Annotated in this window: 11 protein-coding genes and 1 pseudogene; 8 read left to right on the top strand and 4 right to left on the bottom strand. The window is 70.7% G+C overall.

Annotated elements, in window-relative coordinates; genetic code table 11:
- The first annotated feature begins 352 nt into the window (after positions 1 to 352).
- Positions 353 to 1018 carry a DUF4328 domain-containing protein gene (locus AC07F3_RS15470; RefSeq protein ID WP_479114225.1) on the top strand — a complete coding sequence of 222 codons (666 nt, stop codon included), beginning with the start codon at positions 353 to 355 and terminating at the stop codon, positions 1016 to 1018.
- Between the two features lie 669 nt (positions 1019 to 1687).
- Here AC07F3_RS15470 and AC07F3_RS15475 read toward each other — a convergent pair.
- Positions 1688 to 2677, bottom strand: a complete 990-nt coding sequence (locus tag AC07F3_RS15475) for a PI-PLC domain-containing protein (protein ID WP_479114227.1) — start codon at positions 2675 to 2677, stop codon at positions 1688 to 1690.
- A 366-nt stretch (positions 2678 to 3043) separates the two neighbouring features.
- Complete coding sequence (locus tag AC07F3_RS15480) at positions 3044 to 3343, bottom strand: hypothetical protein (protein ID WP_479114229.1); 300 nt, start codon at positions 3341 to 3343, stop codon at positions 3044 to 3046.
- A gap of 202 nt (positions 3344 to 3545) precedes the next feature.
- Between AC07F3_RS15480 and AC07F3_RS15485 the strand changes: the two genes are divergently transcribed.
- Entirely contained in the window at positions 3546 to 4811 is a 1266-nt protein-coding gene (locus AC07F3_RS15485) for a M20 metallopeptidase family protein (RefSeq protein ID WP_479114231.1), read from the top strand.
- A gap of 316 nt (positions 4812 to 5127) precedes the next feature.
- Here AC07F3_RS15485 and AC07F3_RS15490 read toward each other — a convergent pair whose 3' ends face one another.
- Positions 5128 to 5967: an SDR family oxidoreductase gene (locus AC07F3_RS15490; RefSeq protein ID WP_479114233.1), complete on the bottom strand. Its 840-nt coding sequence runs from the start codon at positions 5965 to 5967 to the stop codon at positions 5128 to 5130.
- 92 nt (positions 5968 to 6059) lie between these two features.
- Between AC07F3_RS15490 and AC07F3_RS15495 the strand changes: the two genes are divergently transcribed.
- On the top strand, positions 6060 to 6431 hold the full coding sequence (locus AC07F3_RS15495; protein WP_479114235.1) for a winged helix-turn-helix transcriptional regulator: 372 nt from the start codon (positions 6060 to 6062) through the stop codon (positions 6429 to 6431).
- A gap of 227 nt (positions 6432 to 6658) precedes the next feature.
- On the opposite strand, the gene AC07F3_RS15500 is transcribed toward AC07F3_RS15495, so the two are convergent.
- Positions 6659 to 7261, bottom strand: a complete 603-nt coding sequence (locus tag AC07F3_RS15500; RefSeq protein ID WP_479114237.1) for a helix-turn-helix domain-containing protein — start codon at positions 7259 to 7261, stop codon at positions 6659 to 6661.
- 141 nt (positions 7262 to 7402) lie between these two features.
- On the opposite strand from AC07F3_RS15500, the gene AC07F3_RS15505 reads away from it, so the two are divergent.
- The 5 genes and pseudogenes from AC07F3_RS15505 (at position 7403) to AC07F3_RS15525 (ending at position 12496) form a co-directional block, all read left to right on the top strand.
- Positions 7403 to 7852, top strand: coding sequence for an SRPBCC family protein (locus AC07F3_RS15505; protein ID WP_479114239.1), 450 nt, complete (start codon positions 7403 to 7405; stop codon positions 7850 to 7852).
- A 264-nt stretch (positions 7853 to 8116) separates the two neighbouring features.
- Positions 8117 to 8257: pseudogene (locus tag AC07F3_RS15510) on the top strand (helix-turn-helix domain-containing protein); the annotation flags it as partial.
- A gap of 147 nt (positions 8258 to 8404) precedes the next feature.
- The gene (locus tag AC07F3_RS15515) at positions 8405 to 8605 is read left to right on the top strand and encodes a DUF6229 family protein (RefSeq protein ID WP_479114241.1); all 201 of its coding nucleotides are present in this window, start codon (positions 8405 to 8407) and stop codon (positions 8603 to 8605) included.
- A gap of 137 nt (positions 8606 to 8742) precedes the next feature.
- The gene (locus AC07F3_RS15520; RefSeq protein WP_479114243.1) at positions 8743 to 11562 is read left to right on the top strand and encodes a DUF4135 domain-containing protein; all 2820 of its coding nucleotides are present in this window, start codon (positions 8743 to 8745) and stop codon (positions 11560 to 11562) included.
- 238 nt (positions 11563 to 11800) lie between these two features.
- Positions 11801 to 12496 (top strand): class I SAM-dependent methyltransferase, encoded by a 696-nt coding sequence (locus AC07F3_RS15525; RefSeq protein ID WP_479114245.1) that lies wholly within the window; start codon positions 11801 to 11803, stop codon positions 12494 to 12496.
- Positions 12497 to 12569: the final 73 nt, after the last annotated feature.

The raw sequence follows: 12569 nt of genomic DNA on the forward strand, positions 1-12569 counted from the left end.
GGCCCCAGGACCGTGCTCCCCGGCCTGCCACCGATGCCGCCGTATCGGCTGTGGATTCGTGACGCGAGGATTCGTGGTGAGACCCTTTCCGGACCCGAAAGGGAATACGGGGCAGCTCCCGACGTGCGTTCGGCGGCCCGAACCGCCGAGCTTCAACTGGGGATTTCATCAAATCGGTTGGCTGGAATGGAACGCGGCCGCCCGTCGGAATGGGCGTGCGGGAGAAGGCGTACGAGATATTCCGTTTCGCCTGGCCAGACCACATGGCATACGTTTCTCCGGCGCCCACTCTCGTGGGTGGTCCGCACATTTCCTCGGGGGGTCCCACCACATGCTGCCGCAGCCTGCCGTCATGCCATCGTCCGGACCAGTGCTGCGTTCACCGCACGGACTGGCCACCGCCACCAGCGTGCTCCTCGCCGTGGCCGCCGCCATCGATGCTTTCGCCGTATACACCGACGCCCTCATGCACGGGGTGAGCGGAGACCCGCTCTCCTACGGCGGGGACGAGATCGACCGCGCGGACCTCCTCCAACGACTCTCCGGATCTCTTCAGGGGATCATCCTGATCGCGACAGCGGTCGTCTTCATCATCTGGTTCTACCGTGTCCGCTCGAATGCCGAGGTGTTCGCGGGCGACGTGTGCACCCGGGGCAAGGGCTGGACGATTGGTGGGTGGTTCATCCCCATCGGCAACCTGTGGATCCCTTCCCAGGTTGCCCGCGAGATCTGGACGGCCAGCGCGCAGACCGCAGCGGACGGTTCGTCGCGCACCGTTTCCCGGTGGCCCATCACGGCTTGGTGGACCCTGTGGGTGGCCAACCTGGTGGTTGGGCGGATCGCCTCGACCATGTACAAGAACGCCGACACCCCTCAGACGCTCCAGCGCGCCTCCGACGTCATGATGCTGGCCGACGTGCTGAGCATGGCGGCGGGGATTCTCGCGATCGTCTTCGTCCGCAAGCTGAGCGCGATGCAGCACCTCAAGGCGACGGAGGGGCCGGTCGCCGCGGTCTGACGGAACCAGCGCTCCAGCGATCCGTCCCGGGCGCGGCTCCCTCTGAGGCTGAAGGCGCGCAGATGGGTGTCCACGACAGAACGTGGTCTACTTCGTGGGCACCTGAGAAGAGAGCACTGTGAACCACCCTTCCCGCGCCGCGTTCGGCGCGCTGTCCGTACTGACCCTGGCCCTTGGACTCGTCGCGTGTTCGGGCGGGGGAGCGGCCGAGCCGCCCGGGCCGTCGCCCCGTGCCACGACGAGCGCCACCCCTTCCGGGCCCGCGTCTCCGTCCCCCGCAGCGTCGACCCCTGTCGGATCCGTTCCCGCGTCAACGCCACCGGCCCCTGCCTCCCTCGCGCCGGAGGCGAAAGCCACGGGCGCTCACGTTCCGCCGACGAAGACGGGGCGGCCCGCGCGCGAGTCCACCGGGAGCCATGACGACTCCGGTTCGGGCCGCGGCGGGGGCATTCCGCAGAATCCGAACCGGGGCGCGCACCCTCCGGCCGCGCCTCCGCGTCCGCCGGCGACACCGGGCGGGTCGGACGCGCGGTGGAAGCCCGGTGACCCCGTGGACGACCGCACCTGAGCGCCCGGTGTCAGGCAGGCCGCCGGCCGGTGGTCCGGCCGACGGCCCGGGAGCCCCTGGCGGCAAGGCGCGGCAGGTCCGTCCTCGCAGGGCTGTGGACGCTACTTGAAGAGCCGGTCCGAGCTGGTGGCCATGCGATGGGTGGAGCCGTGCTTGCTCACCCAGTCGCGGACCAGCTTGATGGCGTTGGCGCACTTCCAGTTGTCGTCGTACTCACGTACGCCGGTGAAGGCGCCGTAGCCCGCGATGATCCCGTCGACACGTGCGTCGCCCAGGAGCTTGTCCACGTACCACGGGTCGTTGTACGTCGTCGTCCACGACAACGTTGCCCCGAGACGCCTGGCGGAACGTTCTCCCGCACCCTTCTTCAGTTCCGCGCAGGTCTTCTGGCCGGGCTCCGTGCAGTTGCCGAATCCGTTGGTGATGTCGGTGTCGCCGTAGTCCATCGCCCGGTGGCCCGCCGGGAATCCCGAGCCGGACCGGTTGAACGCGCCCATGACCTGGTCACGCGTGCCGGTCGTGGTGATGCCTTCCAGCGGGCCGAGCTTGCCTTCGAGGCTCTTCCAGCCCCGGCCGCCCACGTCCGGGGTGCTGCCGCCGTGGTACTCGTAGAAGCCGTAGAGCACCTGGATCCCGGCGGCCGTGAGGCGCTGGGCCTTGTCGTGCAGTCCGGCGACGCTGCACGTGCGGTTGGGCGCTTCCCCGCAGTAGTTCGGGTCCTTGATGTCCAGCCAGACCAGAGCCAGTCGGCGTCCGGCGTTGGCGTTGGAGACGATGCGGTCGATCATGCTGTCGAAGCTGGGACCGCGTCGGTTGTCACCGGCCGATGAGCAGTCGTGGTAGGCGCGCCATTCGTTCGGGTTCCACCAGGAACAGACGTCGATCTCGATGCCGTTGGCGCCGTGCTTGAGCGCGGCGTCCACACCGTCGAGGGTGTCGACGCGGTGCGCGATGGCGTAGATCGCCTGGCGCTGGTCGGCCGCTGCCGCGGGTGTCGCACCCAACGAGGCGGCACCGACGATCCCGCACAGAGCCGTGATCAGCGCCAGTAGCCCCCGCAGACCGGCGCTCTTTCGAAGTTGGGCAGTCAAGAAACACACTCCTTCGTGCTGCGTGCCAGTGTCCTGAGGCGGACAGGCGAAGGCCGCGTGCCCCGCTCACGGGGCCCAGGCAGGGAAGGCCGTTGTCGTCCTGGTCATGGACTCCCTTCCCATGGATCGCGCACCTTCTGGCAGCTGGCGATCCTTCTCCGCCGACAGGGCGCCTGATGCGCCGTGCCAAGCAACTAGATGAGGCATGGGCCTCACGCGTTGCTCGTGCCCGGTGCGTATTCGCCCGGCAAATCCCTTTGGCCGAAAAGGAGTTGTGGGCGGGGTGATCTCTTTGGCGTGTGACGGGATTGAGGGGGGAGAGCTGTGCGCGGGCCGCAGGGAGTGCCGGTGCTGGACTGCTTCGGGTCAGGCGGACGGTTCCGCGAGCAGGTCGTCGACGATGTGCAGCCGGGCCTCGGGGAAGCGTTCCGCGATGGCGTCACTCATCATCGCCGCGGCCTCAGGATCGGGCAGCGCGCACTGCTCGCGGGCTTCCGGGGTCGGCCAGCGCGCGTAGGCGAGCCACGTGCCGTCGTCGGCCTGGTGCAACCGCGATCCGTAACTTCCGCACTGGAGGTGGATCGCCGCGGTCATCCGGTGCCAACCATCGATGAACTGCTGTTCCTTGCCCTGTTGGAGGCGCCACCGGTAGATGGCTGCGAACATTTTCCGTTCCCCCTCGTGCTGTTGCCACTTCGATGACGATCGTAGTCATGCCGTCGAGACCGCAGGGGAGAGGGCACGGGCCGGGGGTTTTCCTTACCCCGAAGCGGGGGCGGCCCGGTTGGGCGGCTGGGCGTGGTGTCGGCAGGCTTGAGGAGTCACATCACGACGGCCAGGGGAGCAGGGGAAGACGGTGGAGCGACCGATGGAGCGGGGACTCGCACGGCGTGTGGTTCTGGGTGGGGTGGCCGCTGCCGGCGCAGGGGTCCTCTGCGCGGGGACGGCCTTCGCCGAGGGGAAAGGGCGGCCGACCGTGCCGGGCGCGGCGCATTCCGACATGGCTCGTCCGGACCGTGAGTTGATCGCGTTGCGGCGGGACCTCCACAGTCACCCCGAAGCACCGGGGCAGGAGTACCGCACCGCCGCGCTGGTGGCCCGCCACCTTCGGGACGCGGGGCTGAGCGTCACCACGGGCGTCGGCGGCAACGGTGTGATCGGCGTTCTGCGCGGCTCGCGGCCGGGCCGGACGGTCGCCTACCGGGCCGACATGGACGCGGTGCCCCCGCAGAGCATCATCGGGGGCGGGCCCGCCACCGCTCATGTCTGCGGACACGACATCCACACGACGGTGGCCGTGGGCGTCGCACGGGTTCTGGCCCGGATGCGTCAACGGCTCAGTGGCACGGTGGTGTTCCTGTTCCAGCCTGCCGAAGAGTCGCTGGCGGGCGCGCAGAAGGTGCTGGACGCCGGGTTCCTGGAGCGCACCGGAGTCCAGGAGATCCACGCGCTGCACTGCGGACCGTTCCCGGTCGGGCAGTTCGCCGTGACGTCGGGCTTCGGGCTGCCCGGGCAGGACCACGCCGGGGTGACCCTGTCCGGTTCCGATGCCGCCGCGGCCGCGGCCGCGCGGCGGCTCGCCACCGAGATCGGCGCCCTGGCCACGGTGCGGCCGCCGACGGGCGAGGACGAGCTGGCGCGCCTGGTCGCGGAACTGCAGACGCCTGGCGGCCCGCTTGCCCGCTTCGTGACGACTCAGGCGCGGGCAGATGGGGCCAAGGTGAGCGTGTCGAGCCGCTGCTGGCCGCCGGAGCGGTACCAGGAAGTGCGGGAGAGTATCCGTCGCCTGGTGGGGCGGTACGAGGGTGGCGAGGTCACCTTCCCCGCCGACCCGTTCCCCGCCATGGTCTGCCCCGCGGGCGACGGCGACGTCCTCGCCGACCATCTGCGCCGCACGCTCGGCAGGGGCGCCGTGACCGAGATGCGGGCGGCGATCCCCTTCAGTGGTGAGGACTTCGCGCTCTACCTGAACCGCATCCCCGGTACGTACACCTTCCTCGGGGTCCGCACCCCCGGGGCCGCGGTCACGACCTCCTATCCGCACTTCCCGGACTTCACCCCGGACGAGCGGGCGATCGGCCTGGGCGTGCGCGCCATGGCGGGCTGGCTCGCCGCACGGGCCCACCGTGCCTAGCGGCAGCCGGTTCCGTCAGTCGTACTGAGGCGGAGGGGGCCGGGCTTCCCTTCGCACGGTCAGCGGCTGGGCATCGTCGGCGTCGTACGTGGGGAAGCGCGATCGTCTCGATGCCCGGATCGTCCGCGCCGACGAGCGCGGGGACGCCTGCGCCGCTCCGGTGCCGGATCACATGGGGAAGGCCGGTTCGCCGCACGTGGGGATACGTCAGGTTCCGCGCCGGTCGACGGGGCGCAGCGGGGACCGTGGAGGTGGCGGCACCCCCGTGCGGTCGTGGTCGCACGGGGGTGCCCTTGTGCCCTGGGCGAGTTGGGACTCAGCGGAAGGCGGCGATGTTGCGGGTGAGCCAGCTGTTGAAGGGGCGGGGGGAGCGGCCGAGTACTCGTTCCACGTCCGGGCTGATGCGCACTTCGGCGGGGGTGGGACCGCCAATGATGTCCAGGGTGTCGTCGGCGAGCTCCGCCGGAACGAACTGGGTCATCGCCGCCTTGGCTTCCTCGCGGATGAGTTCGTGGAACCTCACCGGCGTGCCCAGGGCGGCGGCGATGGTCTCCGCCTGCTGCCGAGGTGTGATCACCTCGGGGCCGGTGAGCTCGAAGACTCCACCGCTGTGCCGGTCGTCCAGCAGGCAGGCCGTGGCGACTTCGGCGATGTCCGCCGGGTCGACGACCGGAATCCCGACATCGCCGAAGGGCGCCGCGACCGTTCGGTGGGTGCGGACGGACTCGGCCCAGGCAAAGGCGTTGGACGCGAAACCGCCCGGTCGCACGACAGCCCAGTCAAGGCCCGAGCCCCGCAACGCGTCCTCCACCGCGCGCATCGCGACCCGCGACGGGCCGAGCGGCCTGGTCGCCACCCCCTGCGAGGACAACAGGACGATCCGGCGGACCCCGCTGGCCACCGCCAGGTCGATGATGTCGGTCGGCCTCGCTTCGGGAGCGTGCAGGTCGCCGGAGAGCAGGAGGAACAACGCCTTCGCACCGTCCAACACGGGGGCGAGGCCCGCGGGATCGGCCAGGTCGGCCGCCACGTGCCGGACCCCGTCCGGCACCTCCATCGCGCGCCGCGACACCGCTGTCACCTGCTCGCCCGCGTCGGCCAGCGCCTGCGTCAAAGGCCGGCCCACATTCCCGGTAGCCCCGGTCACCACAATCATGTTCTGCTCCAAAGTCGTTGTGCGTTGCGGTCGTTGACGCTAGGAGCCGGACTTACTTTTCGTAAGGACATACCCAGAGGTAAGCTCCGGACATGAAGGAAGGCGTGCAGGTGACCCAGGTCGAGACCGACCGGCGGTATGAGGTGTTTCACACTGACTGCCCTGCCCGCGACGTGGTCGACCACGTGACCAGCAGGTGGGGCATCTGGGTGCTGATCGCCTTGCGGAGCAGCGACCTTCGGTTCTACGAGCTGCGCGAGAGCATCCACGGCATCAGCGAGAAGATGCTCTCCCAGACTCTGCGCGCCCTGGTCAAGGACGGCCTGGTCCGACGGGAGGTCGAGCCGACGACGCCCCCTCAAGTCACCTACGGACTTACGGAGTTCGGGCAGAACCTCGGGGAGCCGCTGAGGGACCTGTTCGACCGGATCACCCAAGGGCTGCCGCCGCGCGTCACGGAGTAATGCGCGGCTCGGCCGGAGGCGCGGGGGCTGAGGGCGGCATCGATGCGGGACGGCTTCAGAGGATGACGCCCTGATCGGTCTTCGCTTCGGTGCGACGTGTCTTGCCGGGGCTCTGTATCCGGGGTGCCCAGCCCGGGCTGCCCCGGGCGGCAGGGGGTAGGCCCGTGCGGTAGGCGAGGACGGATCATCCACCGTGCGCAGCATCGGCCCGCGGTCGAGCAACGGCCTCAGCCAGTGGATGAGGGTCCGGACGTGCGTACATGCGCCCGCACTCCTTGCAGTCCGAACAGGATGAGCAGTTCCACCGCGCCGCCGTCGGCACTGCCCAGCCAGTGCGGCAGGGAGGTGTCGAACTCGGCGGCCTCGCCCGGCGGCAGCGTCAGGTCCCGCTCGCCGATCACCAGCCGCAGGCGGCCGCTGAGCACATACAGCCACTCGAAGCCTTCGTGGGTCTGCGGGGTGGGTTCGAGCGGTTTCGGCCGGGCAGGGATGATCATCTTGAACGCGTGGGCCCCGCCCGGCCGACGGGACAGCGGCACGAACGTCATCCCGAACCGCTTGATCGGCTTGAGGTGGATCCGGGGGTCCCCGGTGCGCGGGGCGCCGACGAGGTCGTCCAGCGGCACCTCGTAGATACGGGCCAGCGGCAGCAGCAACTCCAGGGTGGGGCGGCGCTGTCCGCTCTCCAGCCGGGACAGCGTACTCTCCGAGACACCGGTCGTCGCCGCGATGTCGGCCAGGGTGATGCCGCGGTCGCGACGGAGCGCACGAAGCCGCGGCCCCACACCGTCGAGTACGTCCGCGTCCGTCCTGGGCGTCTTCGGATCCATGAGGCCCCACCTTGCCATTACCGCAAGCGTGCGTGCGAGATCGTGAGGGATGCGCCGAGACTGAGGGCCTGCCGACAGCCCGTTCCCAGCCGGGGGAGTCCCGATGACTGCCGGGCCGACTCGACGAAGGAGCACCTCACCATGCATAGGTACGACGTCACCGTGACCACCAAGGCCTCGCCCGACATCGTCTGGAAGCTGTTGGTCGACGCCGCGAGCTGGCCGGTGTGGTCCAAGGTGGACAGCCTGGACAGGACGCGCTCGACCGACCTCGACCCTGGTGGTGACGACGGCGTCGGCGCCGTCCGGGCCTTCCGGACGGGGCGTACGGTCACCGGGGAGCGGCTGACCGAGAAGGTCGAGCACCGGCTCCTGGCCTACGAGGACGCGTTCAATCCGTCGATGCGCAACTATCAGGCGCGCATCGAGCTGGAACCGGCACCCGGCTCGGGCACGGTCATCCACTGGTACGGCGCGTACGAGACGAGCCTGCTGCTGCGCTGGATCATGCCCCGCTATCTCCAGAAGTTCATGCGGGGCATGGCCGAAGGCCTGGCCCGCTACGCCGAGGAGCACACGTCGACTCCGTGAGACCGGGTGGCAGACAGGGACCCGGATGGGCTGCGGCTATGGGACTCCGGCACCGGAATCCATCCCTTCCACCGAGTTGGCGGGTTTCCGGTATCGCGTGTCCCTTCACCAGTTGGGCGCGGGCGCGCCGGGTTCCACCGTGGTGTCCGCAAGCACCCCGCACGGACGGAGCCGCCGTTCGCTCAGCGGGTGTGACTCGGCCTTCTGCGAGGAGCTCACCACCCATGACCACCATCAGTAAGGACACCAGCGTCGTCATCGTCCCTCACCCAGGGGCTGTCCGTCACCGGCACCGCGATGGAGTGCGGCTGGTCCAACCCCTCCAGCTTCATCGACGCGTTCGCCTACGTCGTCGGCCAGACACCGGGCCGCTACCAAGCCGAACTGCGCAACGAGGCGACGTAGCGCCTCCGGAGACGACAACCGGGGATAGGTGTGGTGCGCATCTGCGTCCGAATGCCTTTGGCTGGATTGTTCGTCTGACGGGTGTTCGGATATGGCCATACTCGGGGCTGGGCGATCCGTCCCGATTCCTCTGTTCGGAGGTCGTTGATGCCGCAGACCACTGTTCCCGCAAGCGCCGTGCTCAACGCGTGGCTGTCGGGTGCCGAAAGCGCGTACGGCCAGCTCAACCCCGCCGGTCCGCTCTACGTCGGCGGCGCCGCCGCCGAGGCGGCGCTCACCGACCCGAGCGACTCCCTCTACGGCTTCTGTTCCAGCCCGAGCGGGTCGCACGGGAGCTGGTGCTGCTGACCGTCGCAGGCACCCTGAGGGCCCTTCGTGGCAACGCACGCGCCACGAAGGGCCCGCTGCTTGGCCGACCGCCCGCCTCGCGGGCTCCTCTCATGCGCCGTCCGTGGCGCGAACTCGCGGTGGAACAGGGGTAGTTGATGGTGAGCGCACCGAAGCCGGGAACGTCGGACGAAACGGCACCCTTCGCCCATCCGGTACGGGCCATCGCCCGCCCCTGGCGCGACGAACTCGCCCGACGGCTGGCCGCGGTGGGCTCGCTCGGGCGAGCCGAGCGGGACGTACTGCTGGAGGCAGGTCACACGGCCCTGCTCCAGTCACTGCACGCGAAACTGTCCCGCCTGTTCCTGATCGAACTGCACGCGCTGCGCCTGGCCGAGGGGGACGCCGCGTCCGGGGCCGGGTCGGCGACGTGGGACGCGTACATCGAGCAGGCCGGCCAGGAGGGCTACCTCGACCGGCTGGCCGACCGCTACCCGAGCGCGGGCCCGCGGGTCGCGTCGGCCGCACGGCTCTCGGTGGCGGCTGCCGCGGGTTTCGCGGAGCGGCTGGCCGCCGACCGCGAGGTGCTCGGCGCCCTCCTGGGCGCACCCGCGGGCGAGGTACGGGCCGTCGAGTTCGGGGCGGGCGACACGCACCGGGGCGGGTTGACCGTCAGCCGGGTCGACTTCGCCGACGGGAGCGTGATGTACAAGCCCCGTCCGTCGGAGGCCGACGTGGCGCTGGGCGCGCTCCTGGACGACCTGTTCGCGGAGCTCCCCGGCGCTCCGGCGCCGGACGAGCGCATCCGGGTGCCCAGGACCCTGGCACGCGACGGCTACGGCTGGGCCGAGTTCATCCGCCACCGCTACTGCGCGGACGAGCGCGAACTCGCCGTGTTCTACCGCAACATCGGGCACTGGCTGGCGGTGCTCCGCTTCACCGGCGGCACCGACATGCACGCCGAGAACATGATCGCCGCGGGGCCCGTGCCGGTGATCGTGGACGCCGAGACCCTCTTCGACGCCCCGGCACCGTTCCCGCCCAGCGGCCGGGGAGGGGCGGTGGACGTGGCGGCCGCCGCGATCCGCCGCACCGTGCTGCGCACCGGACTGCTGCCCGTACGCGGCACCAGCTTCGCGCTCGGCGGTGTCGACATCTCCGGGATCGGCGCCCTGCCCGGCCAACAGCCCCTGATCCCGCACCCGGTGATCGCCGACGGCGGCACCGCCGCGGCCCGCTTCGAGGTGGACCTGGTGGCCATGCCGGTGGCGGGGAACCACCCCGCGGCCACGCCGGTCCTGAGCACGTACTGGGACCGGGTCCTGGCCGGGTTCCAGGAGATGACCGCGCAGCTGCGCCGGCCCGGCACCGACCCGTACCGGCTGCTGCGCCGTTTCGAAGGGGTCCGGGCCCGGCGGATCCTGCGGCCGACGCAGGCGTACGTCGACATCGGCCGCATGCTGTGGCACCCGGCCTCGCTGCACGACGAGGCGGCGGCGGTCGAGCGGGCGCGGGACATCCTGCGCCGCAACGCCGAGGTGCTGCCCGGCGCGCCCACCGACCGCGCGGCCATCGACGGCGAGATCGGCGACCTGTTGGTCGGGGACGTTCCGATGTTCGGCTTCACCGTGGACGCGTCGGCCGTGCGGGCCACGGTCGAGGACTGGCGCACCGCCGATCTGGCCCTGGAGGATTCGGTGATCCAGGACGCCCTGGTGGGTGCCTACCTCAACGAACGCTCGCTTCCCGAACGGGTGCAGGCCGCCGCCCGCGACCCGCACGCCCGTGACCGCGAACGCCGTCGACGCGCCCTGGCCGCACAGATGGTGCGGCGGCTGTGCGACGGCGCCGTACGCGGCGAGGACGGGACGGTCACCTGGATCAGCCCCGTCTTCACCCCCGCCGGATGGTCGATCAGGGTGCTGCCCGCCGACCTCTACACGGGCCAGGGCGGTGTGGCGCTCACGCTGGCCGAGTACGTCTCCGAGGTACGGGCCGGGCGGGCCGACGAAGTGCCGGGCGTGCGCGAGACGTTCGAGGGTGCGCTGCGCGTGCTCATCAGTACGGAGGACCTGACTCCGACGCCGTCGGCCGGGGCGTTCAGTGGCGCCGCGTCGCAGGTGTGGACCTGGCTGGCGCTGCACCGTGTGGTGGGCGAGGACTGGCTTCTGAAGCGGGCCGCCGAGCGGGCCCGGTTGCTCACGGCGGGGCCGCTCATCGAGGACGACATCGAGGTGGACCTCCTCAACGGCGCGGCCGGGGCGGTCGTCCCGCTGCTCAACCTGGCCGCCGCGACCGGGCAGGACCGCTGGCCGGCCGCCGCCGCGCACATCGGTCGACGGTTGGCGAGGCTTGCCGTGATCGACGAGGCGGGCGCCCGGTGGCCGACCCGCCTCAACCCGGAGGGCATCGGCGGTTTCGCCCACGGCGCCACCGGCATCGGCTGGGCACTGACCCGGCTCTCCCTCACGGACGCGGGCACCGCCTCCGAGCGCCGCGACTGGAGGGCGCTGGCCGAACGGGCCTTCGCCTACCAGGAATCCCTCTACCGGCCCGACGACGGCAACTGGCTGGACGCCCGCATCGGCGCCGAGGAGGACTACTTCACCAGCTGGTGCCACGGCAGTGCGGGCGTCGGCATCGGCATGCTGGACCTGCACCGCCGCACCGGCGACCCCGCCCACCTCGACATGGCCCACCGGGCCGCCCGCGCCTGTGCGGCCGAAGGCTTCGGATGGAGCCACACCCTGTGCCACGGCGACCTGGGGCTGTGGGAGTTCCTGACGTCCGTCGAGTCCGGCGACCCCACCGCCCTCGACGCCGAGATCCTCACCGGCCTCGAACAGCGCGGCCCCGTCGGTGGCCTGGCCAGGGAAGCCTTCTCCCCAAGCCTCATGTCCGGCCTGGCGGGCGTCCTCCACACCCTGCTGCGCATGCACCCCGACGCCGACCTCCCCAACCCTCTCCTCCTCGACTGACTCCGTCCGGGTACGGGCAAGCTGAGCAACCGGTACCGGCGGGCGACGCTCGACGCTTCTCGGCGGGCGGCGGCGCGAGGACTCTCGTCGGGCTCTACGAGTCCGGTGGGCAGGCCCACTGGGGGGCTGCCCACCGTGTGGATCAAACGACGGCCCAGCCCACCCCACCACGGCCCGCGCCAAGAAACCCGGGGTAGCGGCGTGGTCATGCGGCCGCGATTCCTGCGAGGATGCCTCGATGACAGCCGAGACCGCCTACCACGGCGAAATGGGCAGGCAGTTCGCCCTTCAGGCCACGACCAGCGTCTACAACGCCCACACCGATCGCCCGGCGATGCTCAAGCTCGCTGGTGATGTCAGGGGCTCGCGGGTTCTGGATCTCGGATGCGGGGGCGGACACTACGCGGCCGAGCTCCTGCGGATGGGGGCGGGGCGGGTGGTAGGTGTCGAGGGGAGCGACACCTTGCTGCGGGCCGCCCAGGAGCGGCTCGGCGACAGCGCGGTCCTGCACCAGCACGACCTGGAGGAGCCGCTGTCCTTCCTGCCGGATCAGTCCTTCGACCTGGCCGTGATGGCCCTCGTCTACCACCACATCGACGCACGGGCCCAGCTCCTCGCCGAGCTGCGCCGCGTGTTGCGGCCGGGCGGCACCCTGCTCGTGTCCACCACCCACCCCACCAGCGACTGGACCTACTTCGGCGGCTCCTACTTCGCCGCCGAGCGGGTGGAGCTCCCCTTCGGTGATGAATTCGCCCTCAGCTACTGGCGGATGACGCTGGAGCAGTTCCTCGGGGAGCTGCTCGGCGCGGGATTCGTACTGGAAGAACTGACGGAACCACGCGCCACATCACAGGCCCAGCCCGTCGACCCACGCCGGTACGAGAAGACCCACCAGCAGCCTTACTTCCTGGCCGTCAAACTCCGCAGCCCGTGACGGAGCCCGTGACCGAGCCCGCCCCGGCGCACGGGTGCACGATCGCCTCAGCGGACCGAATGGCCCTCGGCGG

It is taken from the genome of Streptomyces sp. NPDC045846 (assembly GCF_056431605.1).

What these genes read in the sequence shown, in the direction of transcription:
- AC07F3_RS15470 (WP_479114225.1), top strand. Translation starts at nt 353, where the DNA reads ATGCCATCGTCCGGACCAGTGCTGCGTTCACCGCACGGACTGGCCACC.
- AC07F3_RS15480 (WP_479114229.1), bottom strand. Translation starts at nt 3,343, where the DNA reads ATGTTCGCAGCCATCTACCGGTGGCGCCTCCAACAGGGCAAGGAACAG.
- AC07F3_RS15485 (WP_479114231.1), top strand. Translation starts at nt 3,546, where the DNA reads ATGGAGCGGGGACTCGCACGGCGTGTGGTTCTGGGTGGGGTGGCCGCT.
- AC07F3_RS15490 (WP_479114233.1), bottom strand. Translation starts at nt 5,967, where the DNA reads ATGATTGTGGTGACCGGGGCTACCGGGAATGTGGGCCGGCCTTTGACG.
- AC07F3_RS15495 (WP_479114235.1), top strand. Translation starts at nt 6,060, where the DNA reads ATGAAGGAAGGCGTGCAGGTGACCCAGGTCGAGACCGACCGGCGGTAT.
- AC07F3_RS15500 (WP_479114237.1), bottom strand. Translation starts at nt 7,261, where the DNA reads ATGGATCCGAAGACGCCCAGGACGGACGCGGACGTACTCGACGGTGTG.
- AC07F3_RS15505 (WP_479114239.1), top strand. Translation starts at nt 7,403, where the DNA reads ATGCATAGGTACGACGTCACCGTGACCACCAAGGCCTCGCCCGACATC.
- AC07F3_RS15515 (WP_479114241.1), top strand. Translation starts at nt 8,405, where the DNA reads ATGCCGCAGACCACTGTTCCCGCAAGCGCCGTGCTCAACGCGTGGCTG.
- AC07F3_RS15520 (WP_479114243.1), top strand. Translation starts at nt 8,743, where the DNA reads ATGGTGAGCGCACCGAAGCCGGGAACGTCGGACGAAACGGCACCCTTC.
- AC07F3_RS15525 (WP_479114245.1), top strand. Translation starts at nt 11,801, where the DNA reads ATGACAGCCGAGACCGCCTACCACGGCGAAATGGGCAGGCAGTTCGCC.